20 protein-coding genes and 2 pseudogenes are annotated in these 22,511 nt (G+C 49.7%); 7 read left to right on the top strand and 15 right to left on the bottom strand.

Going from position 1 to position 22,511, the window contains the following annotated elements; genetic code table 11:
• Positions 1 to 150: 150 nt before the first annotated feature.
• The 7 genes and pseudogenes from AACR41_RS08475 to ffh all read right to left on the bottom strand — a co-directional run bounded on the left by AACR41_RS08475 (position 151) and on the right by ffh (position 5,841).
• Positions 151 to 1,215: an anthranilate phosphoribosyltransferase family protein gene (locus AACR41_RS08475; protein ID WP_030006994.1), complete on the bottom strand. Its 1,065-nt coding sequence runs from the start codon at positions 1,213 to 1,215 to the stop codon at positions 151 to 153.
• 75 nt (positions 1,216 to 1,290) lie between these two features.
• Positions 1,291 to 2,472: a HEAT repeat domain-containing protein gene (locus AACR41_RS08470; RefSeq protein WP_030006993.1), complete on the bottom strand. Its 1,182-nt coding sequence runs from the start codon at positions 2,470 to 2,472 to the stop codon at positions 1,291 to 1,293.
• Between the two features lie 196 nt (positions 2,473 to 2,668).
• Entirely contained in the window at positions 2,669 to 3,109 is a 441-nt protein-coding gene (locus AACR41_RS08465; RefSeq protein WP_030006992.1) for a PD-(D/E)XK nuclease superfamily protein, read from the bottom strand.
• A gap of 9 nt (positions 3,110 to 3,118) precedes the next feature.
• Positions 3,119 to 3,541: pseudogene (locus AACR41_RS08460) on the bottom strand (DNA adenine methylase); the annotation flags it as partial.
• A gap of 134 nt (positions 3,542 to 3,675) precedes the next feature.
• Positions 3,676 to 3,909: pseudogene (locus AACR41_RS08455) on the bottom strand (DNA adenine methylase); the annotation flags it as partial.
• Positions 3,910 to 3,977: 68 nt separating this feature from the next.
• Complete coding sequence (locus AACR41_RS08450) at positions 3,978 to 4,352, bottom strand: group I truncated hemoglobin (protein ID WP_030006991.1); 375 nt, start codon at positions 4,350 to 4,352, stop codon at positions 3,978 to 3,980.
• 52 nt (positions 4,353 to 4,404) lie between these two features.
• Positions 4,405 to 5,841: a signal recognition particle protein gene (gene ffh, locus AACR41_RS08445; protein ID WP_030006990.1), complete on the bottom strand. Its 1,437-nt coding sequence runs from the start codon at positions 5,839 to 5,841 to the stop codon at positions 4,405 to 4,407.
• A 169-nt stretch (positions 5,842 to 6,010) separates the two neighbouring features.
• Between ffh and crtD the strand changes: the two genes are divergently transcribed.
• Complete coding sequence (gene crtD, locus AACR41_RS08440; RefSeq protein ID WP_030006989.1) at positions 6,011 to 7,510, top strand: C-3',4' desaturase CrtD; 1,500 nt, start codon at positions 6,011 to 6,013, stop codon at positions 7,508 to 7,510.
• On the opposite strand, the gene AACR41_RS08435 is transcribed toward crtD, so the two are convergent.
• Entirely contained in the window at positions 7,507 to 8,052 is a 546-nt protein-coding gene (locus tag AACR41_RS08435) for a hypothetical protein (RefSeq protein ID WP_030006988.1), read from the bottom strand. The genes crtD and AACR41_RS08435 overlap by 4 nt on opposite strands.
• Positions 8,045 to 8,284 (bottom strand): hypothetical protein, encoded by a 240-nt coding sequence (locus AACR41_RS08430; RefSeq protein ID WP_030006987.1) that lies wholly within the window; start codon positions 8,282 to 8,284, stop codon positions 8,045 to 8,047. The genes AACR41_RS08435 and AACR41_RS08430 overlap by 8 nt, the downstream gene beginning before the upstream one ends.
• A gap of 105 nt (positions 8,285 to 8,389) precedes the next feature.
• On the opposite strand from AACR41_RS08430, the gene AACR41_RS08425 reads away from it, so the two are divergent.
• Together AACR41_RS08425 and urtE are read left to right on the top strand one after the other, a co-directional pair.
• Positions 8,390 to 9,007, top strand: a complete 618-nt coding sequence (locus tag AACR41_RS08425; RefSeq protein ID WP_315862024.1) for a peptidylprolyl isomerase — start codon at positions 8,390 to 8,392, stop codon at positions 9,005 to 9,007.
• Between the two features lie 116 nt (positions 9,008 to 9,123).
• Positions 9,124 to 9,849: an urea ABC transporter ATP-binding subunit UrtE gene (urtE, locus tag AACR41_RS08420; RefSeq protein ID WP_030006985.1), complete on the top strand. Its 726-nt coding sequence runs from the start codon at positions 9,124 to 9,126 to the stop codon at positions 9,847 to 9,849.
• A gap of 9 nt (positions 9,850 to 9,858) precedes the next feature.
• Here urtE and AACR41_RS08415 read toward each other — a convergent pair whose 3' ends face one another.
• Positions 9,859 to 10,761: a histone deacetylase family protein gene (locus tag AACR41_RS08415; protein ID WP_030006984.1), complete on the bottom strand. Its 903-nt coding sequence runs from the start codon at positions 10,759 to 10,761 to the stop codon at positions 9,859 to 9,861.
• 263 nt (positions 10,762 to 11,024) lie between these two features.
• On the opposite strand from AACR41_RS08415, the gene AACR41_RS08410 reads away from it, so the two are divergent.
• A complete protein-coding gene (locus tag AACR41_RS08410; RefSeq protein WP_012307242.1) occupies positions 11,025 to 11,312 on the top strand; it encodes an RNA recognition motif domain-containing protein in 288 nt (95 codons plus the stop codon).
• A 120-nt stretch (positions 11,313 to 11,432) separates the two neighbouring features.
• On the opposite strand, the gene glnA is transcribed toward AACR41_RS08410, so the two are convergent.
• The gene (gene glnA / locus AACR41_RS08405; RefSeq protein WP_030006983.1) at positions 11,433 to 12,854 is read right to left on the bottom strand and encodes a type I glutamate--ammonia ligase; all 1,422 of its coding nucleotides are present in this window, start codon (positions 12,852 to 12,854) and stop codon (positions 11,433 to 11,435) included.
• A 572-nt stretch (positions 12,855 to 13,426) separates the two neighbouring features.
• Between glnA and apcB the strand changes: the two genes are divergently transcribed.
• Positions 13,427 to 13,936: an allophycocyanin subunit beta gene (gene apcB / locus AACR41_RS08400; RefSeq protein ID WP_012307244.1), complete on the top strand. Its 510-nt coding sequence runs from the start codon at positions 13,427 to 13,429 to the stop codon at positions 13,934 to 13,936.
• 107 nt (positions 13,937 to 14,043) lie between these two features.
• Here the strand turns inward: apcB and AACR41_RS08395 are convergent, their stop codons facing one another.
• Positions 14,044 to 14,961: a LysR family transcriptional regulator gene (locus AACR41_RS08395; RefSeq protein WP_012307245.1), complete on the bottom strand. Its 918-nt coding sequence runs from the start codon at positions 14,959 to 14,961 to the stop codon at positions 14,044 to 14,046.
• A 228-nt stretch (positions 14,962 to 15,189) separates the two neighbouring features.
• On the opposite strand from AACR41_RS08395, the gene AACR41_RS08390 reads away from it, so the two are divergent.
• A complete protein-coding gene (locus AACR41_RS08390; protein ID WP_052349657.1) occupies positions 15,190 to 16,362 on the top strand; it encodes an S-layer homology domain-containing protein in 1,173 nt (390 codons plus the stop codon).
• Here AACR41_RS08390 and hisF read toward each other — a convergent pair.
• Positions 16,352 to 17,134: an imidazole glycerol phosphate synthase subunit HisF gene (hisF, locus tag AACR41_RS08385; protein ID WP_012307249.1), complete on the bottom strand. Its 783-nt coding sequence runs from the start codon at positions 17,132 to 17,134 to the stop codon at positions 16,352 to 16,354. The genes AACR41_RS08390 and hisF overlap by 11 nt on opposite strands.
• 206 nt (positions 17,135 to 17,340) lie before the next feature.
• Between hisF and AACR41_RS08380 the strand changes: the two genes are divergently transcribed.
• Complete coding sequence (locus tag AACR41_RS08380) at positions 17,341 to 17,637, top strand: hypothetical protein (protein WP_030006981.1); 297 nt, start codon at positions 17,341 to 17,343, stop codon at positions 17,635 to 17,637.
• On the opposite strand, the gene AACR41_RS08375 is transcribed toward AACR41_RS08380, so the two are convergent.
• Both AACR41_RS08375 and AACR41_RS08370 read right to left on the bottom strand, forming a co-directional pair.
• The gene (locus AACR41_RS08375; protein WP_030006980.1) at positions 17,634 to 19,226 is read right to left on the bottom strand and encodes a SpoIID/LytB domain-containing protein; all 1,593 of its coding nucleotides are present in this window, start codon (positions 19,224 to 19,226) and stop codon (positions 17,634 to 17,636) included. The two genes, AACR41_RS08380 and AACR41_RS08375, sit on opposite strands and share 4 nt — an antisense overlap.
• A 62-nt stretch (positions 19,227 to 19,288) precedes the next feature.
• The gene (locus AACR41_RS08370; RefSeq protein ID WP_030006979.1) at positions 19,289 to 22,438 is read right to left on the bottom strand and encodes a hybrid sensor histidine kinase/response regulator; all 3,150 of its coding nucleotides are present in this window, start codon (positions 22,436 to 22,438) and stop codon (positions 19,289 to 19,291) included.
• Positions 22,439 to 22,511 lie beyond the last annotated feature (73 nt).

Here is a 22,511-nt window from a genome sequence, read left to right as displayed (position 1 = left end):
CAAAAAACAAGCCCAGTCCTTTTATTAACGAAAAAGTATTATTCCGGTATCTTCCCTTTAGTCTAGACGGAAAATGTTGTTTTTACAAATTTTTAAGATTGTGAACAATAAAAGTATTAGACGGCAATCATCGGTGTGATTGTTGAAATTTCAGGAGGCGATTCTTGCCCCTAAATCAGCCTTGAGGGCCGTGAGGGTTGCTTGTAATTTTCCGGTTTTGACCCAGGTTTGGGCTAAATCTAAACCACTTTGGAGATCTTTGACTTGCCCACAATGCCACAAATAAAAGCCCCCATTCCACACAGCAGAATCGGTTAGCAGTGAAGGCTGTCCCTGGAGAAGCGCGGCGAGATCTTGATAGTATTGCTCCGGGCTTTCTAGGTGAATGTCTTCACCCCCTAAACCGTAGTCATAGGGATTGGGTTTGAGATAGACAAATCCATCGGCGGATTCGGTTTGATTGGTGACCACAATGGTGGTCTGGGAAATCCGTAGATCGCCACTACCTTCTAAGCCCTTGATCAGGGTATAGGGAGGATTGCCCCGTTCTGTAAAAGTATCGCGAATAATCGCTTCGGTGGGGGGGTGTACATAACCCGCGATGGTGTGGGCTTGGCGATCGCCAGAGGGTGACCAGACCAATTCGAGGGTTGCCAGGGACGGGCGTTTGCCCAATTCTTCACGGTAGGAAATCAGGGTTTGGCTAGCGGGCAGGAGCGTCGGCGTATAGCAGCAGGCAAAGTGGGTGCGCTGGAAGTAGCTTTGTAGTTGTGCAAAACTGAGGGCTTGGAAATCGAGGCCCAGGGCTTGCCAAATTTCTCCGAGGGGGAGGCCATATTTCGTCGGCAGGCGATCGCCACCATGCATGAGCACGGGCACCCCAGCCGTTTTCAAAATTAAAGCCGTGATCGGTGCAATGGGGGCTGTTTTGGTGCGGCCATCGTAGGGAATCCCTAGGATAAATACTTTTTCTCCGTTGGGGAGGGGGTCTAATTTTTGGCTGCGGCGGTCATAGGCATCGAGCATCCCTGCTAGTTCTACCCCGGTAGGCCGTTTAATCCGTTGGGAAATGAGGAAGGCCCCGATTTGGGCGGGAGTCGCGGTACCATCGAGCATCATGTCTAGGGCGATCGCCGCTTCGGCACGGGTCAAACTTTTGCTGGTGTGTTTACCGCTGCCAACTTTCTTCAGTAGCTCACGAAATTCGGTACTCATGGGGCCTTGCTGTGGGTGGGGAATGGATGTTCTCAGATTAAGAAATAATTAGCTTAACTGATTGGCTTCTAAAAATCAGCTAACTTCGGAACTTGCGGCGATGCCAATTTTTTTCAGGGCGGCGATCGCATGGAGTTGAATCGGTTTGTCGGGGCTTTGGCTAAAGACAGTTAGTAAAGCCTGGGCGCGGGGATCCTGGAGCTGGCCGAGGGCATAAATGAATGCTTGTTGAATCGACAGGGGTTGGGGCTGGGAAACCTTTTGCCAAAACTGCAGCAAAATTATTGTTCCCTGCCCCCGCAGGTTCGGTTCGGTGATTCGACCAAATGCCTTGAGGGTTTCTAAAACTACTGCGTCAGCCCCATGGTAAAGCAAGGGTTCGAGCCGGGTTAAACTTTCTGGGATGGCTAACCAACCGAGGGCTTGGATCAGGTTACATTGCAAGGGTTTGGGCGTATGGGGGGATTGCAGCACGGTGGCGATCGCCTCGGCAGCCTGGGGAATCGGGAAACGACTGAGGGTAAACCCGGCCTGGGCACAAACCTCCAGGTTGAAATCGTAGAGCAACGGCTGGACTTTTTCGCATAACAAAACCGGATCAACGGACTGGCCCCAAAAGCCCAAACCCTTAACTGCTTCCCGACGCACTGGGGCCGCCGTATCTGTGAGGGCAGACAACAGGGCGGTAAAAATTTCCGGTTGGCGAAATTGACTGAGGGTTTCAATGGCTAAGGAACGGATTTGCGGATCTGGATCATCAATGACCGTCAGCAGGGGATCAATAATTTGCGGATAGCGTAATTTACAAAGGGCGTTTACGGCGAGGCTACGACTTTCTGGCTTGGCCAACAGCGGCACTAGATAATCCACGGCCTTTCCTTCTAGCTGCACCAACGTTCTCATGATTTCTTCGAGGAGGAATTCTTCTGAACAATGGTCAATGAGCAAGATCAGACGGGCGATCGCCTCAGGATCTTGGTATTGTCCCAAAATACGAATCGCAAACCACCGTAATTCTGTCTCAGCGGTGTGATCTTCAGCGATGCTCAGGAGAGGGGCGATCGCTGTTGGGCCTAATTTTGCAAAAACCTTAACCAGTCGCCAGCGTTCTTGAAATGTTCCTTCCCGGAGTAACTGAAAGGCCCAGGCTTGGGCGGTGGGTTCCTGGCGAAGATCCGCCGTTGTACATAACTGCAAAAATTCCTGGAGTGTTGGCTGTTGGGCAACATTAGACAGTGCTGTATTTCTTCGCCCCATGAATTCACTCCCCTTACCAAGACATAAAAAGTTGACAGACCTTCAAGGTAAGTTCCTCTCGCCGGAAAACTGGTATCACAATTTACAGGGTGCCTAGAGATGTTCCAGAAATCGCATCAAATCCATGGGTATAACGCATTCATTTGACCTATTTATTAGAAGTAAACATCTGCTTCTAAATTTCGGGTAAAAAGCATTAAATTTTGCGTCTGTTAATCTTAGAAATAAATAAATCTGAGCTGATAATTTCTACTAATTCATGGTATCGAATCCAAGAATCTAGTCCACCAGACAAATACCATTTCCGCAACGTCCATCCTTTTGTTCCTAATGTCGAGTCATGATCTGTTCCACCTAAAACTAAGTAAGCTTTTTGATAATTAAATTCTCGACAAGCTCTGGCTAGCATGATTACTTCAAATGGAATTTTTTCTTCCGCCGTACCTCCAGATTGTTGCCATTTTTTAGAGACGAGAATTTGATATTCTGCCTGATAAATTACCAAGTCTGCAATTTGTCTACTTCCATTTGGTTTATTGCCGATATGAACTTGTGTTTGATACTGATAACCTGCATGATCGAGTGCGGGTAATACAATTTGTTCAAAGACTTTTCCAGTGCTTGTATCACGGGACATAAATATTCCTCACTTAAAATTTTTCAAAGCTAACATTTCTATTGCTGGAGTACGATCACCTGTGCATGAAATTCGCCGAGGAGCAGACAGCGTCTGAATTTTAAAATTCAACTTTTTATACAAAATTAAAATTCTTTCTGTTGCTTGATTGGAAGCAATTACTGGAACATTTCTAGTTGCCAACCAGACAGCTAAACGTTCCTGATCTTCCCAGGTAAAGCCCCCTGCAGAGTATTGGCGGAATTCCACATCATAGGGCGGATCTGCATAAATAAAGCTTTTTTGATCAACTTCAAGATGTTCAAAATCTCCCCATTGAAATTGCCAATTTTCAAAAACTGCTTTATAAGCAGTAAAATCATTGATGTAATTAATTCGTTTATATTTGCCAAAAGGAACATTGAATCCCCCTTTTGAATTAAAGCGACATAGACCATTAAATCCCGTACGATTGAGATAATAAAATAAAGCTGCAGCTTTCTTACTTCTTGTTTTTTATTACGAATTAATTCATTGAACTGCTCTCGGTATTGATAATATAAATCGGCATCATTTGCCATGGAAATATTGATCTTGAGTCCTTTTTTGAGTTGCTTATAAAAATTAATAAGATGAGGGTTGATATCGTTTAAAGTTGATTTTTGAGGGGCTAAACCTAAGGCGATCGCCAAGCCACCACAGAACGGCTCAATCAATTGAAAATCCTGATAATCCTCCCAAATTGGTTTGAGGGTTGGCACAAGCCAACGTTTACCGCCAGCCCACTTTAATGGTGGTGTTAAATTTTCAGGATTAACCATACTCATAAAAAAGACAGGGTTACATCATAATAGTTTTCCCCTGTCAGTGATTAAAACAGTTTTAAATTTTAGCGATTGAGAACATCATTACGATGCTGCACTGAACCTACAATGGTGACGACTTCATCGATTAAATCTTGGGACACATTTAATTCCTGGAGGGTCAATACTAAATTTTCGGCGATCGCATCGAAATGGACATCCGTTAGACCCGCATTTTTAACTAAATCTTGATGGGCAGCCCGCATCGAACGACCCGGAAAGCGATCCGTGCCCCCAAAAGCATAGGTCATAAAATCCTTTTGGTGTTGCTTCTGTTTGGCCATGTCAGTATTGACAAAAAAACGATTAACTCGTTCATCGGCCAGAACCTTACCGTAGAATTTCTCCACCGCCAGATCAACTGCCGCTGCGCCGCCTAACTTTTCATACAAACTAGCCATGGACGAATCTCCGTTTATTTGGCACCATTTCATTCATCGTAGCAACGAAAACCTAGAGGTCAGCAAAACCTTTCTTCTTTTTCGTCTTTTTCTTTTTCTTCGGTGCGCCACCACGACCGGGACGTCCGCCCATCCCAGGCATTCCCCCACCGAACAGATCACCAAGTCCTCCCATGCCGGGTAAACCTCCCCCTTGACCCATTTGCTGCATCATTTTCCGCATCCGGGTAAAGTCAGCAATGAGTTTTGAGACATCTTTTTCTGATAACCCAGAGCCCTTGGCAATACGGGTACGACGCTTGGGCGTTTGGGCTAATACATCCGGATTTTTGCGCTCCTCTTTGGTCATGGAGTTGATCATGGTCTCCACGCGCTTTAGTTGCACTTCCCCCTGTTCGAGCATATTTTTATCAATTTTGTTACCCATGCCAGGGATGAGCTTCAGCATGCCGCCCAAGGAACCCATATTTTTTAACAGGCGCATCTGTTTGAGAAAGTCATCAAAGTCAAAGCGGGCTTCGAGTAACTTGGCCTGCATTTCCTCGACGTCGGACAGATCAACGGCTTCCTGGGCCTTTTCAACGAGGGTGAGTACATCGCCCATGTTGAGGATACGGGACGCTAAACGGTCTGGATAGAATGGTTCTAGGGCTTCTACTTTTTCACCAACCCCGATAAATTTGATCGGTTGACCAGAGATCATCCGCACAGATAGGGCCGCACCACCTCTGGTATCCCCATCCATCTTGGTGAGAATGGCCCCGGTAACGCCAATTTCTTCGTGGAAGGTGCGGGTTAAACTAGCAGCCTCTTGGCCCGTCATCGAGTCAACGACTAACAAAGTATCGTCGGGATTAATGCTTTCTTTAATTTGCTTGAGTTCGGCCATCATGTCGGCATCGATCTGCAAGCGACCCGCCGTATCCACAAGGACGACATCAACACCGAGTTCTTTTGCTTTTTCAACCCCTTGTTTGGCAATGTCAACGGGATTGGCGTCACTGCCCAGGTCGAACACGGGCACGTCAATTTGTTCACCGAGGGTTTTCAGCTGATCGATCGCCGCTGGACGGTAAACGTCGGTTGCAACCATCAGGGCGGTTTTATTTTGCTTGCGGAGATAGAGGGAAAGCTTTGCTGTGGCGGTGGTTTTCCCCGTCCCCTGCAACCCGGCCATGAGAATTACGGATGGCTTATTTTCTGCTTCGGCGAGGGGAACGTTGCTTTCCCCCATGATTTTGACGAGTTCGTCGTAGACAATTTTGATGAACTGTTGCCCTGGGTTAACGCCAGAAATAACTTCTGCACCGACTGCCGCTTTTTCCACATCAGAAATAAAGCCCTTGACCACCTGGAGGTTAACGTCGGCTTCGAGGAGGGCGCGACGGACTTCCTTTAGGGCTTCTTTGATGTTAGATTCGCTGATTTTGTCCTGGCCCCGGAGGGATTTCCAGGCATCTTCTAGGCGTTCGGCTAGGGCGTCAAACATAGGTCTTTTCTCTGGGTGGGCTGTTTAGTGACTGTCTAAATACTTTACCAAGTTGCGGACTGTAGCAGGTTCGGCAATCTCTCTTTATCAGGGGCGATCGCCTTTTTGTCAAGAAAGGCAAAATTTTGGACAATAGGGAAAGGTAAAGAATTGTAACGGATGTTTCGGGATGAGTAAGGGCAAGATTGCGGTCATTGGGGCGGGCATTGGCGGTTTAACGGCGGGGGCTCTGTTGGCAAAACGGGGCTACGATGTCACGGTCTATGAGCAAGCGGCGATCGCCGGGGGCTGTGCGTCCACTTTTAAGCGTCGGGGTTTTACCTTCGATGTAGGGGCGACCCAGGTGGCGGGCTTAGAAGTAGGGGGGATTCACCAGCGTATTTTTCAAGAATTGGGCGTCGCTTTACCCGAAGCAACGGTTTGTGATCCGGCTTGTGCGGTGTTTTTACCGGGCGAAACAGAACCCATCAACGTTTGGCGTGATGCGGAAAAGTGGGAAGCTGAACGACTCAAACAGTTTCCCACGAGCGAAAATTTTTGGAATTTATTAAAGGTTTTATTTGCGGCTAGTTGGCAATTTCAAGGCCGCGATCCGGTGGTGCCACCCCGTAATCCTTGGGATATTTTGCAGTTAATCAAGGCATTTCGTTTAGATACATTGATCACAGTTCCCTTTGCTTTGATGACGGTTTTAGACGCGTTGAAATTATGTGGTGTTGCGGCAGATCAAAGATTAAAAACTTTTTTGGATTTGCAGTTAAAGCTGTACTCCCAAGTTGATAGTTCCGAAACCGCACTACTCTACGGTGCGACGGCCCTCGCCGTTTCCCAAACGCCCCAAGGTTTATTTCATCTCCAGGGTAGTATGCAAGCCTTGAGCGATCGCCTCATTGAAGCCCTCGAAAAACATGGGGGGAAATTACTCACTCGCCACCGCATTAAGGAAATTAACTTGGGTCAAAGCAAGCCTCAATTAACAGTCTTTGATCAGCGTCAAAATGAAATTTTTACACAAGCTTTTGATCATGTAGTCGCGAACACCACGGTTCAAGATTTAATGAAAATTTCAGAGCATCCGCCCGAATCAATTTTCAAAAAAATCTATCAAAAACGCATTGAAAATTTGCCCGATCCATCGGGGGCCTTTGTCATTTATTTAGGGGTCAAGGAAGCGGCAATTCCCAAAAATTGTCCACCTCACCTGCAATTTCTCTATGATTATGACCAAGCAATTGGCGAAAATAATTCCCTCTTTGTCTCCGTGAGTAAGCCGAATGATGGCCGCGCCCCAGAGGGTCACCGGACGATTATCGCCTCCTCTTTTGTCGATCCTGATCCTTGGTTTGGGGAAGATTACGCCGAACGGAAGGAGCGTTACACCCAGGAGGCGATCGCCAAATTAAATCGCTATTTTGACCTTTCCCCAGAAAATATCATTGTTCAAGAAGCCGGAACGCCGCGCACCTTTGCTTTCTATACGGCCCGACACAAAGGCTTTGTTGGCGGTGTGGGACAGCGAATTTCTACCTTTGCGCCCTTTGGATTCGCCACCAGAACACCGTTTAAAAATGTTTGGCTCGTGGGAGATTCTGTCCATCCGGGAGAAGGTACGGCGGGGGTAAGTTATTCTGCCCTGACCGCTGTACGCCAAATTGAACAGGTCAGCTAAACAGTCAATAGATGAGCTTCAATTTTTTTCATTCGTTGATTAAATTCTCGCCAATGATCTCGATGAAAGAGATATTGATTAATGTCTGCAATTTCTTGGGCGATCGCCACTTGTTCTTCTGAAACTAAACCTTGTTTAAATAGCCATTGAGAAACCCTTGACCAACTCCAGATCATTGATTTTTGACTCATTCCAGAAATAGGTAACGGAAAATTGCCTGTACCTCTTTCACCATTAATGAGCAAACGTACATATTCACGACTTTTTTGGATACGACGCGCTATTTCAGACACTGTCACTAAATCATCTGGCTGAATACTATCGACACGAATCTTAGGTTGAGCAATACTTTCAACTTGACGAATCGCCGACCAAACGGCTTCAGTAAAAGAAGTTGCTTCACGATCAAAATCCAAATAAACCACACCATTACGGGTTAATAATGAGGCATCGTCGCAGCCTGCTTCAAAAATGCAATCAACAAGCTGTTCATCAAAGTCGCGAACATTTGCTAAAACCAACGAAAATTCATAATTATTCATTGTTTTCTGAATGGGAATATTGTTTAATGGCTTTTCTGATTTGCTTAGCATGATTTTCAGGATTGCGGGGTGTAGACAGAACTGATTTTTTACAACCCAAACGATTATGTTCTGGACAAAGCAAAACCCCAAAAGCATGGGCAGAACCACTAGATTTTTTGAATGTCCAACCTTGCTCTAATGCTTCTTGTATGGCGGCCGCGATTTCTTTGTTGTGGTGTAGCTTGCCCATTGACGTCCCATGTTACTGGTCATCTGTATTTTGATTGGAATAGTAATACTCAATCTAGCCCTGCTGTTGCCATATGTCAACTGCCAATAACGTTGTGGATGAAGAATGTACTTCTTGATTTCTTTACGGGCGATCGCCCCTGACCACCCTTGCAGTACCATTTGGTTAAAGAGACGACATTTTTTAGGACAAGTAATCGTGAGCGAACAGCCCAACCCCAAAGTTTTTTTTGACATCACCATCGGCGGCGAAAGTGCCGGACGCATTGTTTTTGAACTACGGGCCGACGTTGCCCCCAAAACCGCTGAAAATTTCCGCGCCCTCTGCACTGGCGAAAAAGGCATCGGCAAACGGGGCAAACCCCTCCATTACAAAGGCTCTAAATTCCACCGGGTGATCCCTGAATTTATGTGCCAAGGGGGAGACTTTACCAATGGCAACGGCACCGGCGGTGAATCCATTTATGGAGACACTTTTGAAGACGAAAGCTTTGAACTGCGCCACAATGTCCCAGGTTTGCTGAGTATGGCGAACCGTGGCCCCAATACCAATGGCTCTCAGTTCTTTATCACCACAACCTTAACCCCTTGGCTCAACGGTAAGCACGTGGTCTTCGGTAAGGTTATCGAAGGTATGGATGTGGTCAAAGCTATGGAAGCCCAAGGTTCTGGTAGTGGTGCCCCGAAACAGGAAATTGCGATCGCCGATTGTGGTGAGCTCTAAATCTGGCAGCACGGGACGCATTTAAAAAAATACTGCTGTTTTTGTTACGAAATGGGGGGAGAATTCCTGTCTATGATTAGGAAGCCAATATTCCCCCTTTTTGTTTTTCTGAAACCATGACCCAAGCTAACGATGCCCCAGTTCTGAATGTTTCTGATCTCAATGTCTATTACGGTGAAAGTCACATTTTGCGGAATGTGGATTTGAATGTGCCCCAAGGGGAGATGGTTTGTCTAATTGGTCGCAATGGCGTCGGCAAAACAACGCTTCTGAAAACAATTATGGGATTGTTGCCGCCCCGCACCGGAAAACTGCGTTTTATGGGCCAGGAAATTAATTCCCTCGCGACGGATCGCCGTGCCCGGTCTGGGATTGGCTATGTTCCCCAAGGACGAGAAATTATTCCCCGGGTTACGGTTAAGGAAAATCTCCTCCTCGGCCTAGAAGCTTTACCCAAGGGCCGTCGCAATAAGAGTAATATTCCCTCAGAAATTTTGAATTTATTCCCAATGCTTAAGGAGATGCTGCACCGGATGGGGGGCGATCTGAGTGGGGGTCAGCAGCAGCAGTTGGCGATCGCCCGCGCTTTAATGGGTCGACCAAAGTTACTAATCCTAGATGAACCCACCGAAGGAATTCAGCCGTCGATCATTTTAGAAATCGAAGCGGCTGTGAAACAAATTATTGCGGAAACGGGGATTTCAGTGCTTTTAGTCGAGCAACACTTGCACTTTGTGCGCCAAGCAGACCGTTACTACGCGATGCAGAAAGGAGGCATTGTCGCTTCTGGGAGTACCCATGAGTTAAGTCAGGCCGTGATTCAGGAATTTCTTGCCGTTTAATTCAGGAAATCAGTAAACATCCCGCGCCGCCCGATGGAGCAGGGAATGGCGATATACAAGGTCATGGATATTTTTTGCATAGCCTCCACCAATCACACAGGCCACGGGATAACCCGCCGCCAAGCAGGTACTCAACACCAGCCGTTCCCGCCGATACAGACCCGTGTTCGTCATCGCTAATTTGCCGAGGCGATCGCCCACATGGGTGTCCACCCCCGCATCGTAAAACACCAAATCCGGCTTCACCTGACTCAAAAGATCTTCTAGATGGTGCGCCAAAATTTGCAAGTAGCCATCGTCGTCCAATCCTTCCGGTAGGCCGAGGTCTAAGTCACTGCGCTGCTTTTGGCTGGGAAAATTCACCTCGCAGTGCATCGAAAAGGTAAATACCGTCGGGTCATCTTGGAAAATAAACGCCGTGCCGTCCCCCTGGTGCACATCGAGATCGACGATTAAAATCCGCTGCGCCAAGCCCCGTTGCTGAATTGTCCGGGTGGCGATCGCCAAATCATTCAAAATACAAAATCCTGACCCATAGCCCGGAAAAGCATGGTGTGTTCCCCCCGCCGTATTACAGGCCAACCCATGCTCTAGGGCCAACTGTGCCGTCAAAATCGTTCCTCCCACCGCCGTCAAAGTCCGTTGGACGACCCCCGCACTCCAGGGCAAACCAATGCGCCGTTGGGCCTTTGGGGTCAAGGTTCCCTGGCAATAGGCCGTCACATAGTCCGGCTCATGGACAAGTTCTAGCCAGGCTCGATCTGGCAATTGCGGTTGGTAAACTTGCTCCGGTTGAATCACCCCATCCCCCAACAGCAACCCATGCAATAACCGGAACTTCGGCATCGGGAAACGATGCTCCTCCGGAATCGGCGTCACATAATCAGGATGATAAACAACCGGAAACCCCATACAATGCCCCCCAAATCAGCAACTTATCCTCCCAGGATTGTAAAGAATTTTTGCAGTGAGAGTCGTAGGATTAACTTTTCCCTGCCCAAGACCCTCAAAAATTGAAACATCTGATTAAAAATCAAATCGAGCAGCTATAATCAAACGTAACAAGATAAGGATTTGATCCAGTTAAGTAAGATTGTCTAAAGTTTTCCTGACTGCGTAGCTTTCCGAATCTCTGCCCTCTACGATTCTCCGATTCGGAAGAATATTCGTTAATTATGTCGATTTACATTGGAAATTTGTCCTATCAGGTTACTGATGAGGACCTAAAAGAAACCTTCGCCGAATATGGCAAGGTAAACCGTGTCCAAGTTCCCACTGACCGGGAAACTGGCAGACCGAGAGGATTCGCCTTTGTGGAAATGTCTAGCGAAGACGAAGAAAATGCGGCCATTGAAGCCCTAGATGGTGCTGAATGGATGGGTCGTGACCTCAAGGTTAACAAAGCAAAACCCCGTGAAGACCGTCGTCCGGCTTCCCGTGGGGGTGGCCGTAGCCGCTACTAAAGCATTTTTCGTAGCATTACTACTCGACACAGCCGTTTAATCTAGCTGTCGTCACAAATAAATTAATTTGTTTCCCACTACCATCGGCAGTGGGATTTTTGTGTGGAGCTAGGTTGCTATTTAGCAATCGTAATAAAGGGCAAATTCGTAGGGATGGGGCCGTAACCGGAGGGGATTCACTTCGGCGTCTAATTTGTACTCAATCCAATTCTCAATGAAATCTGTCGTAAAAACACCGCCCGCCGTTAAAAAATCATGATCCTGCTGGAGAGCTTCGAGGGCGGCTTCTAGGGAAGCGGGAGTTGAAGGAATTTTGCTCAGTTCCTCTGGGGTCAAATCGTAGATATCGACATCTAGGGGATCACCTGGATCAATGGCGTTTTTAATACCATCAATGCCTGCACAGAGCATCGCCGCAAAGGCTAGATAGGGGTTGGCTGTAGCATCAGGGCAACGGAATTCAAGGCGTTTGGCTTTGGGGTTTGGCCCAGACAGGGGAATGCGCACCGACGCCGAACGATTTCCTTGGGAATAGGCTAAATTCACCGGGGCCTCGAAGCCGGGAACAAGACGCTTGTAGGAATTGGTACTGGGATTAGAAAAAGCGAGCAGGGCTGGGGCGTGTTTGAGGATGCCACCAATGTAATGGAGTGCCAGTTGACTGAGATTGGCGTAGCGATCGCCCCAAAATAGTGGTTGACCTCCTTTCCAGAGGGATTGGTGGGTGTGCATCCCGGAGCCGTTGTCGTTAAACAGTGGTTTCGGCATAAATGTCACGGTGCGGCCATACTTACGGGCGACATTTTTGATCACATACTTATAGGTCATCAAATAATCTGCGGCCTTGAGGAGCGTTGCAAAGCGAAACCCCAATTCATTTTGGCCCCCGGTGGCGACTTCGTGGTGGTGCTTTTCGATGGGAACGCCGCATTTCGCCATGGTCAGCAGCATTTCTGTGCGCATATCCTGGAGGGTATCCGTTGGTGGTACGGGGAAATACCCCTGTTTGTAGCCCGGTTTGTGGGCGAGATTGCCCCCTGGTTCTTTGCGGCCTGAATTCCAGCGACCCTCGATGCTATCAACGTAATAAAACCCTTTATTCTCCGTCTGGTCAAAACGCACATCATCAAACACGAAAAATTCTGCTTCGGGGCCAAAATAGGCGGTATCACCCAGGCCGGAGGCTGTGAGATAGTCCACGGCTTTTTGGGCAATGCTGCGGGGATCACGACTGTACCACTCCCCCGTGCGGGGTTCTTTGATGGAACAAATGAGGCTGAGGGTTTTTTCTTTACAAAATGGATCGATCCAAGCAGTTGTGGGATCAGGCACCATCGCCATATCAGATTCGTTAATCGCTTTCCAGCCTCGAATGCTTGAACCGTCAAAGGGCACCCCATCAACAAAGGAAGCTTCGTCCAGTTGATCTTGGTAAAACGAGCAATGTTGCCAAATGCCTGGCAGATCAACAAACTTGAGGTCAATAATTTGAATATTTTCCTCTTGGATCAGCCGTAAAACATCGGTTGCTGTCTGGGTCATGGTGGGGTGCCTCACAAACAATTCTTAATCTTCACTGCTAGGATCCGGCAAGCGATGGGATTTACGCCGACACAGTTCGCTTGATCCTAGAAAGAGTTATGGCAGTTCGTTGTAGTCTGGGTCACATCTCCACTGGTTGCGGCCCAGGAACTGTTTACTGTCAGGGTAGGTTAGATTTAAAGCTCCGGGTCAGGCGATCGCCAAAATTTCACCAAAATATTTACAGAAAGTCGCCCCATCTGGCATGGATGGCTATAGCCTCGGTACAGCTTGGGAAAAACAAAAATCGTCTTTTAGATCTCAGATTTAGAGCAGTTTTATTATTTTTTTTAAAGAAATGTAATCAATACGGCCCGAAACCTGGGATTATAAATGCCGTATAAAATTACGAGAGAAGACATCCTCCACTCCTTTGGGCGACGTAAAACAGGCTCGTCCTGGGGTCTTTACCCGAAGGAAAAACCATGTACTTCAGTCATGGGAGTATGTCAATATAAAACGAAGCTTCTCATCCCCCTGGGATGATCCTTTTCTAAACGCGCTTAATAAAACTGCTGTTCGGAGAAAATTTAATGCGGGACGCTGTTACAAGTCTGATCAGAAATTACGATACCACCGGGCGTTACTTTGACCGTGATGCCATCGAGAGCCTCAAAGACTACTTTGCTTCGGGGAATGACCGAATCACCGTTGCGGCGATGATCAATAGTCAATCTGCGGAGATCGTCAAGGCCGCGGCCAATAGTCTCTTTGAAGCGGTTCCTGAACTGCTCTTAGCTGGGGGCAATGCCTATACGACCCGTCGCTTCTCTGCTTGCTTGCGGGATATGGACTACTACCTCCGCTATGGCACCTATGCCTTAATTGCTGGAGATATGGACGTCCTCAACGAGCGGGTCCTACAGGGTTTGAGAGAAACCTATAATTCTCTAGGAGTGCCCATTGCACCGACGGTTCGGGGAATTCAATTCCTCAAGGATGCGATTAAGGAAATGGCGGCGGCGGCTGGCATTGCGAATACGGCTTTTATTGATGAACCGTTTGACCACATGACCCGTGAACTGAGCGAAGTGGATCTCTAAATTAGTTGACGGCAACTAACTTACACCAATGGTGGGCTGTCACCTCAGTTCCTTGCTCTGACCCTGGTCGGGGCAATTTTTTTATGGGTCTTTTTCTAAACCGAGACCTAGGCACTAAGGGTATCGAGGCGCGGTTGGGAAAGAAGTTGGGTAATGAGACTACAAAAATATTGAATTGGGGGAATCTCTAGGCGATCGCTAGTCGTGACGAGGACAACTTCCCGCATATCCATGGCATCGGGCAGAGGTTTGACCACAAGGGCAGAATCAGTACGGGCTTCGACGAGGGCAGATTGGGGCAGAAGGGCAATCATATCACCCTGGCGTACCAGGCCACGGAAGGCATCGAGGCTATTAAGTTCAACGGTGGCCGTGGGGGCGAGACCGTGGTTGGCGAGCTGATCTTGCACATAACGTTGCATACCATAGCCGTCCTTAAAGACCACTTGGGGGTAGCTCGCGATATCGATCCAGCTTAATTTTTCCTTCTGGGCGAGGGGATGATGTCTACTGAGGAGGACTTCAACGCTTTCCTTGTAGAGGGGCATCACGACCATATCGGGGCTGGCGGTGAGAAAGCGATTATTCATGACAATGGCCACATCCACAAGGCTATCCCGCAGCACTTTTAGGGCGCGATCGCTACCGAGGGCAGTGACTCGCAGTTGGGTTTGGGGGTACATCCGACAAAATTGTTGAAGTACGGGCGGCAGATGGTAGGCACAGACGGAGTGAATGGCAGCGACGCAGAGTTCCGATTGATTACCCGCCAGGAGATCGTTGATTTCGGCACGGGCATTGTCCCAACTGCTACAAATTTTGCGGGCGTAGGGCAGAAACCGTTCCCCCGCCAGGGTGAGTTTAACCTGGGCACTGCGGTGAAAAAGGGGCATCCCGACGGCGGCCTCAAGGCTTTGAATTTGGCGACTGACGGTGGATTGGGTGACGCCACATTGCTGGGCTGCTTGACCAAAATTTCCGGTGGCGGCGATCGCCAAAAATGCTTGCAATTGCTCCAGGCGCATGGGTCATCCCCTTGGTTAAATGTTTTCCTGTCATGTGCCCAATGAGTTTACTGCATTGATTTTGGGGCTTTTTGTTCCGGATGTTACAAACCTCAAGAAAGGAAAAGGGCCAGAACTCAATAATCTGACAAAAATCTGGCAAGTCCTGCGGAAGAATCTATCATGGGGACAATTTGCGCCTGTGTTCAATCCGTGGCCGAGTGATTTGCCTCGGTTGCATCCCTAGCTATGCCCAATATGAATCGCTCTAATCCTGATCTCCTGGTTCCTCCCCCTGACCATTGGGCCACATCATTCACTAATCAGCTGGCCACGGTGAAGGGTTTAGGGGCTTGGTTTGGGTCTGGGTTTGATCCGGCTCGACCACTGACCCGGACTGAGTTTGCCAGGGTGCTAGCCCAATGTTTTGATCTACCTCGGCCCTGGGGCACTTTTGTGCCGGAATTCCCAGATGTTGCGCGCCAAGACCAAGCGGCGATCGCCCAAGCGGTCTCCATGGGATTTTTGACGGGTTATCCCGATGGCACCTTTCGCCCCCAGGCTGTGCTGAAACGGTTTGAAGTGCTAGAAGCGTTGGTACGGGGTTTAGGGTTGAGTCCAGGGAATCCAGCAGTATTACGGGCTTTTCGAGACTATGCCCAGATTCCTTCGACGGTGATGGGGGCGATCGCCGCTGCAACCCAACACCATTTGGTCGTGACCCAGCCCCAAGTTGATCTGCGACCCCTCCAGCGGATCACCTGGGGAGAAATGGCTGCTTTTTTGCACCAAGCCTTGGTTTTACAGGGGGAATTACCCGTTTTGGCTGCGCCTGGATTGGTCGATCCGCTGCCCTATTTGCCGACCTTTAGCGATGTGCAAAACCACTGGGCCAAACCCTTTATCCAGGCGATCGCCAATCTTGGCTACATTCACGGTTCAGCCCAGGGCCAATTTTTCCCCGATCAGCCCCTCAATCGCGCCCAGTTTGCCCTGTGGATCCAAGCCATATTTCACCCCAGTCCCCAACGCCCCCGGAAACAATTTTTCGATGTGCCGTCCCATTTGCCTGCCGCCGAGGCCATTCAACAAGGATATCAAGGCTGTTTTTTCTCTGGTTTTCCTGACCACACTTTCCAGCCCCAGCAACCCCTACGGCGCGTCCATCTCCTCGTGGCGATCGCCCAGGGCCTGCGTTTACCACCAGGGGACATTGCCCTAACAGAACACTACGCAGATCAGGAGGAAATTCCCCCCTATGCCCAGGCAGCGGTGGCGGCAGCCCTCCAAGCGAAAATTGGTGTGCTCCCCCAGGAAAAATCACTGCTCAAACCCGGAGCGATCGCCAGCCGAGCGGAAGGCTTAGTTTATTGCCACCAAGCCTTGGTTTACGGCCAACGATTACTGCCCCTTACTGAGTGATTTGGGTTGGGCGCACGGGCACTTGATGCTGTTGGAGGTAGGTCTTGATTTCGGCGACGGTCAGTTGACCATAGTGGAGCAACGAGGCTAAAAGGGCGGCCTCTGCTTTCCCCGTCGTCAGGGCTTCGTAAATATGCTGGGTGTTGCCGGCTCCCCCGGAGGCAATGACCGGAATTTCGACGGCATTGGCGATCGCCTTGGTAAGTTCTAGGTCATAACCCGCTTGGGTACCATCAGCATCCATACTCGTGACAAGCAGTTCCCCAGCGCCCCGTTGGGCCATTTCCTTCGCCCAGCCCAGGGCATCAATGCCGGTATTTTCGCGGCCGCCCCGCACATAAACATCCCAACCCGGATTTGCCGGATCTGGCCGACGCCGGGCGTCAATCGCCACCACAATGCACTGATTGCCAAATCGTTCGGCTGCTTCATTGATAAAATCCGGGTTCCGCACCGCCGAAGAATTGATACTGACTTTATCGGCCCCGGCCCGCAGGAGGTTTCTAATCTGGGCCGTGGTACTAATGCCACCGCCGACGGTGAGGGGAATAAAGACCTGTTCTGCGGTTTGGTAGACCACATCGATAATGGTGTCGCGGTCTTCGTGGGTGGCGGTAATATCGAGGAAAACCAATTCGTCAGCCCCCGCATCGTTATAAACCTTCGCCAACTCCACCGGATCGCCAGCATCCTTGAGATCGACAAAATTCACACCTTTGACAACCCGTCCAGCATTCACATCGAGGCAAGGCAAAATTCGTTTGGCGAGCATTTTAAAGGGGGTCTCCTAGGTCGGGGGGCAAGGTCATATTTTACCCCTTGCTCGCAACACCACAATTGCGATCGCCCCCAAGAAATTAGCAGAAATTTCACGAATCGTTTATTGCGGAAATTAACCGATGCAGCGGCTCGGCTTGACCTTGAGAATTTTGCGGTGATTTAAAATGGGCCTGTGCTGTGTTTTGCTGATCAGTTTCTATGCGTGTTGTAGCTCTCCAGGATGACATTCTCTGTATTCACCAAGATGATCTGCCCCCCTACAAAAAAGGCGGCTCGGTGGTGCGTAACAGTTATTTTTGGGCGTTGAAATCCATTGCTTGCTATACGCCACGCCAGGGAGATTGGGAATTTGATCGGGTGGTGTGGGTTGCTTTAGGGCGGATGTTGATGGCTTTTACCACCTCCGGGTACCTCGGCAGTTCGGAAACAACTTTAGAATTTCCTGAAGCGATCGCCATCCCTGACTCTTTACGCGCCGTTGCCACCTATCTCTAGGGGGTTTCTCGCCAAAAGACAATGGACTCATCCAAGGGTTGGAGGGTGGTGCCAGGATAGTAAAACTGGAGAATCCGCGCCGCTGACCAGCCCAAGTTAGCGAGATTGTAGGAGCCATATTGACTCATGCCGACCCCATGGCCGAACCCTCCCCCCACAAAGGTATAGCCCGTGAGTTGATTTTGGGGATTGAGGTTGGGTTGTAGGTAAAACAGGGTACTGCGGGGCGGCCCCAGGGCACTGCGAATTTCATTTTTCAGGAGTTTGACAATGCCCCGGTCGGTGGTGACATCCAACTCCAGGACACGACCCGAAGGCGATCGCCGCTTAATCTCTAGTTTTTGTACCGTTTGGATGCCCGCGAGGGGATTTTGGGTGCGCTCTAGATAGGTTTGTAGAGTCGTGGCTAATTCCTGGAGAGTGGCGGATCTTTCCCAGCGAAAGACAGTCCGCCCCGTTTCGTTAAAGCCTTGGTTGAGAGCGATAAATTTCCGAAAAGCCTGTTCATCAGCGAGGGAGTTGCCTTTTAGATCCCAGACTGGATTTGGAGAATCAATCACGGCTTTGAGATAAGGCCGCTCTGCCCCATCCCACACATCGCTAAAGGAAGCGGTTACGCCGCCAGTGGTAGAGGAATACAGGGCATCGACTAATTCGTTGTTGTAGGTGAGCACTAAACCTTTGGTGCGGGCGATCGCCTGGTCAATGCGGGGACTGGTGCCCTGGAGACCTTTATAAACTTGGCAATGGATCGTGGCACAGAGTTCGTAATCGTCAGCTTCAAAACGCCGTAAATTGCGCAGGGCGTAGGTGCGGGCAATGATTGTCTGGGCTTCGACGGCATTATCGGGGGCATTGGGGCCAATTTCGTGGGGCACAACACCTCGCAGATACACCTCAATATCGACGTCATTAACGAGGGTAAAAGTACCGTAGGCGTTCGGCTGGAGCCTCAGTTCCCCGGCAAAGCGACTTTCTGGGCCGCCGTCTTCTTGGACATTAAACAAACCGTTGCGCGAACGGATCGTCACATTGGCCCGATTGTACCGGTACCCCCCCACCACAAAGGAGGCGATCGCCTTTTCGGTACGCACCGTCGAACTGAGATAAGGAGTGGTGTAACCCTTCGCTTTTAATTCCTGGAGTAATAGCCGCCGGAGGAGGGGCGTTTGGTAGACATCCCGTTTCGCCCACACTTGCCAGCGACCGGGTTGGGTAATTTCTACTTCAATGCCGAGGGAACGCCAAAATTTGGCGCTGTCCTCTGCCGTCTCAAAGGTGCCCTGGTCACTGAGGACGATATATTCTGCCAATTCCACCTGGGGCAAAGGTTGCTGGGCGACCTCTAGGGTGACTTGATTGGTCTGGAGTGTTTGTTGTTGGCCGCCGCTGATAATGTCCACCTCAAGGCGATCGCCCGACAGACTGGAGATGGTCAAAGTATCGTTTTGCTCTTCTCCGAATCGTTGGACAATGCCCACTTCGATCTCAACGGCATTACCGGGCAAAGCCCCCGGCCCCCATAGTCCGAGTCCGATCCATAGCCCCAATCCGAGCCACTGCCCCTGAAATTTAGCACTGCGCACCATGGCGAGTCCCCTGACACCTAAAACAATTGATGAAAATATAGACGGCGATCGCCATCCCAAAGTTACGCCACCACCTTACCATTTTCGTCTAGTAAAATTTCCCCAGCCATTAACCGGGCCGCTGCTTCTAGCAAATGATCTTCCACATAGGGCTTTGTGAAATAGGCCTTTGCCCCCCGGTCCGCCGCAATTTTCCGGTGTCGTCCGGCCCCGCGCGAGGTCAACATCGCAATGGGAATGTGAGCCAATTCAGGATATTGTTGAATTTCTTCGAGCAACGCTAAACCATCTAGGCGCGGCATCTCAATATCACAGAACACCAAACTAAAATCGGGATTTTCCAACAACTGCTCTAGAGCCTCTTCTCCATCCCGGGCCCGCTCCACATGGTAGCCCGCCTTTTGGAAGGTAATGGCTAACAATTCTCGCACCGTCACCGAATCATCCACAATCAAAATCCTTGGGGCCGTTATTTTTACCGACGCATCATCTAGGGGTTCAAAATCGCCCATCCCGTCCCCAGGCTCCGAGACCGTGGGCTGTTTCGTACTGCCTGGCAGCAACACGTCCCCTTGGCGCATTTTTTGGGCTGCATCCAACAGCACTTCTTCTAAATAGGGTTTCGTAAAATAGGCACTTGCCCCCAGTTCAGCGGCCATTTGTCGGTGGCGATCGGCCCCCCTTGATGTCAGCATGGCCACCGGAATTTTTTCTAAATTCGGGTCTTTTTGAATGCGAGATAATAGCTCTAAGCCATCCATGCGCGGCATCTCAATATCGCAAAAGACCAGTTCACAGGGTAAGCCTCCCCGCAGTTTTTCCCAAGCTTCCTGGCCATCCCGGGCCTGCTCAACCCGATAGCCAGCCTTTGTGAAACTCATCGAGAGGAGTTCACGCACCGTGATTGAATCATCCACAATCAACACAATGGGCTCCGTTTGTACCATCTCTGGCACGAGCAAGTGTAAGGCCGGATTATCTTGCCAGGTGGTAGCCTTGGCCCTGACCCGTCCCTGGGCCGCAAGTTCAATCAGCTCTAACACATCAACCACAGGCATGACCGTGCCATCCCCCAGGACTGTCGCCCCGGCGATCGCCGCTGGTTTCGGAATCGGCCCCTCGATCTGTTTAATCACGATTTCTTGTTCCCCTAGCACCTGATCCACTTGAATCGCCAGGAGATTGCCCGCACTGCGCAGGATCACAACGGGAATTTGGTCAGGATCCCCAACCCCTCCATAAATTGAGCCCCGCCCAATTTGTCGTTGGAGCGTCAATAGATTACTGAGGGGATAAACCCGCAATCGAGAATCTCGCCAGCGAATATAACGTCTGCGGCCTTCCTGTTCCACTTGGTCGAGGGTGTAGGTCTGCATATCTTCAACCCCATCCATGGGCAGAGCAATGCGGGCGTGGCGATTGAGACAAAATAAAGCGCGGCAGATATTGAGGGTGAGGGGTAGCCGGATGGTAAACGTTGTACCTTTACCCAGGGCGGAGTCAATGGTAATCGTGCCTCGAATACTACCGAGGGCCGTGCGAACCACATCCATGCCAACTCCCCGACCAGAAAAGTCATCAGCCTGCGCCTTGGTGGTAAAGCCAGGATGAAAAATAAAATCATAAATATCCTGTTGACTGAGATCCGACAGTTGCTCAGGAGTGATCAGGTTCTTTTCGAGGGCTTTGTGGACGAGGGCTTCAGAATCCATCCCCGCACCATCATCAGCAATGGCAATCACAATTTGATTCCCCTGAATATAGGCTTTGAGGGAGACAACCCCCGCCGCAGGCTTACCCTTACTGAGGCGTACTTCCGGGGACTCAATCCCATGGGTAATGGCGTTGTTGATCAGGTGAGTCAGGGGATCATAGAGCTGCTCTAGGATCATTTTGTCAATGAGCACTTCTCGACCTTCGACATTGAGGGAGGCTCGCTTATTGAGTTTGAGGGAAATTTCTCGGACGGGGCGCACCAGGCGATCGGCTGCTTGGGCAAAGGGAATCATCCGTGATTTAGTCAAGCCTTCCTGGAGCTGCGTACTGACCTGCCGGAGATTACGGGCAACTTGTTCATTATCATCGACTAAAAATTCGATATCCGAAGAAGATTCTCGCACCCGTACAATCAGTTCAATCATCTCCTGGGAGAGGAGGTGAAAGCCGGTGAACTGATCCATTTCTAGGGGGTCATATTCTTGGGAACGATGGCGACCGGGGGCATCTGCCTTATCGGTAAAGCCTGGGGGAAAGTGATATTCACTACTTTGACCACGACTGGCCAGCAGGGAACGCTCCAGGAGAGAACGTTCATAAAGATCTTGCATCTGGCTACCAATGTCATTGAGCCGTTGCACTTGGCCCGTGAGATTATCGAGGAATTGCCGGAGTTTTTCTTGGCTTTGTTCGAGGGTATTGCGGTTGACAACGAGTTCTCCCATCAAGTTACTGAGGTTATCGAGTTGCTTGACGGGAATCCGCATGGTCTGCTCAAAGCTGTTGACCTTTTGGGAGCGTTGACGATTTGTACTAGGGCCGCTGGTGGTGGTAATGGGAGGCCCTCCCATGGTGTCTGCCTGTTGGAGCAGGGCTTCTAATTCACCAAAGTCCGTCTGTTTGGAAATGGCAATTTGGGGGCGTTTTTTGGGGGAGAGACTAGGGCTAGGAGCGCTCGGAGTTTGTTCAATGAGTTGGGTGAGGGCTTGCCAGTCAACAGAGTTGGCCGACGAGCTTGGTGACACTTCTAGGTATTGACCGAGATCCTCTAGGGGAGGGTAGTAGGTGATCTGACCGTTGGTAACCGGGGAGATCTGGGAGGAAATGGCTTTGGGGCGTTTGAGGGGCGGGGAAACGGGGTCTTCGAGGGGAAAATAAGGTTCGCTTTCGGTGGCGTAAGTTTCTGTGTCGGAGGGTTGGTTGGGATCAGTATCCTGGAGGAGAGCTTCTAAATCGGCTTCGAGGTCTGCTTCGTTTTGGGACGAAGCTTGTTGAGGCGTTTGGGACTGGGGGGATGTCACTTCCTCGAAGGCTAAAAGTTCTTCAAAGTTATTTGCGAAGCTGATAAATGAAACTTTCGGATCGATCTCCTTGGGAAAATCGGTCGCTGGGGGGGCAGAGGTTTCTGCGTCGAGGTCTTCAAACAGTTCTAGGAGTTCGTCTTCAAACTCAGAATCTTGATAGTTACGCGCTTCATTATGACTGTTGTTGCTCACTGGTGCCCCCATCCAACGCTGGTCAAAAAATATAGGAATTGTCAATTACAATCAGGATAACCTAATCTTTCGG

The sequence above is a fragment of the Picosynechococcus sp. NKBG042902 genome (assembly GCF_963864045.1).
Classification (GTDB): domain Bacteria; phylum Cyanobacteriota; class Cyanobacteriia; order Cyanobacteriales; family MRBY01; genus MRBY01.
The sequence above is the reverse complement of the archived record's forward strand: the minus strand, read 5'-3'. Positions and strand labels throughout refer to the sequence as shown.

Coding starts and splice junctions, on each gene's coding strand:
- glnA (WP_030006983.1), bottom strand. CDS start 12,854: ATGACCCAGACAGCAACCGATGTTTTACGGCTGATCCAAGAGGAAAAT.
- AACR41_RS08430 (WP_030006987.1), bottom strand. CDS start 8,284: ATGGGCAAGCTACACCACAACAAAGAAATCGCGGCCGCCATACAAGAA.
- AACR41_RS08380 (WP_030006981.1), top strand. CDS start 17,341: ATGCGTGTTGTAGCTCTCCAGGATGACATTCTCTGTATTCACCAAGAT.
- AACR41_RS08465 (WP_030006992.1), bottom strand. CDS start 3,109: ATGTCCCGTGATACAAGCACTGGAAAAGTCTTTGAACAAATTGTATTA.
- AACR41_RS08475 (WP_030006994.1), bottom strand. CDS start 1,215: ATGAGTACCGAATTTCGTGAGCTACTGAAGAAAGTTGGCAGCGGTAAA.
- AACR41_RS08410 (WP_012307242.1), top strand. CDS start 11,025: ATGTCGATTTACATTGGAAATTTGTCCTATCAGGTTACTGATGAGGAC.
- urtE (WP_030006985.1), top strand. CDS start 9,124: ATGACCCAAGCTAACGATGCCCCAGTTCTGAATGTTTCTGATCTCAAT.
- crtD (WP_030006989.1), top strand. CDS start 6,011: ATGAGTAAGGGCAAGATTGCGGTCATTGGGGCGGGCATTGGCGGTTTA.
- AACR41_RS08435 (WP_030006988.1), bottom strand. CDS start 8,052: ATGAATAATTATGAATTTTCGTTGGTTTTAGCAAATGTTCGCGACTTT.
- AACR41_RS08375 (WP_030006980.1), bottom strand. CDS start 19,226: ATGGTGCGCAGTGCTAAATTTCAGGGGCAGTGGCTCGGATTGGGGCTA.
- apcB (WP_012307244.1), top strand. CDS start 13,427: ATGCGGGACGCTGTTACAAGTCTGATCAGAAATTACGATACCACCGGG.
- AACR41_RS08425 (WP_315862024.1), top strand. CDS start 8,390: ATGTACTTCTTGATTTCTTTACGGGCGATCGCCCCTGACCACCCTTGC.
- AACR41_RS08450 (WP_030006991.1), bottom strand. CDS start 4,352: ATGGCTAGTTTGTATGAAAAGTTAGGCGGCGCAGCGGCAGTTGATCTG.
- AACR41_RS08415 (WP_030006984.1), bottom strand. CDS start 10,761: ATGGGGTTTCCGGTTGTTTATCATCCTGATTATGTGACGCCGATTCCG.
- ffh (WP_030006990.1), bottom strand. CDS start 5,841: ATGTTTGACGCCCTAGCCGAACGCCTAGAAGATGCCTGGAAATCCCTC.
- hisF (WP_012307249.1), bottom strand. CDS start 17,134: ATGCTCGCCAAACGAATTTTGCCTTGCCTCGATGTGAATGCTGGACGG.
- AACR41_RS08395 (WP_012307245.1), bottom strand. CDS start 14,961: ATGCGCCTGGAGCAATTGCAAGCATTTTTGGCGATCGCCGCCACCGGA.
- AACR41_RS08470 (WP_030006993.1), bottom strand. CDS start 2,472: ATGGGGCGAAGAAATACAGCACTGTCTAATGTTGCCCAACAGCCAACA.
- AACR41_RS08390 (WP_052349657.1), top strand. CDS start 15,190: ATGCCCAATATGAATCGCTCTAATCCTGATCTCCTGGTTCCTCCCCCT.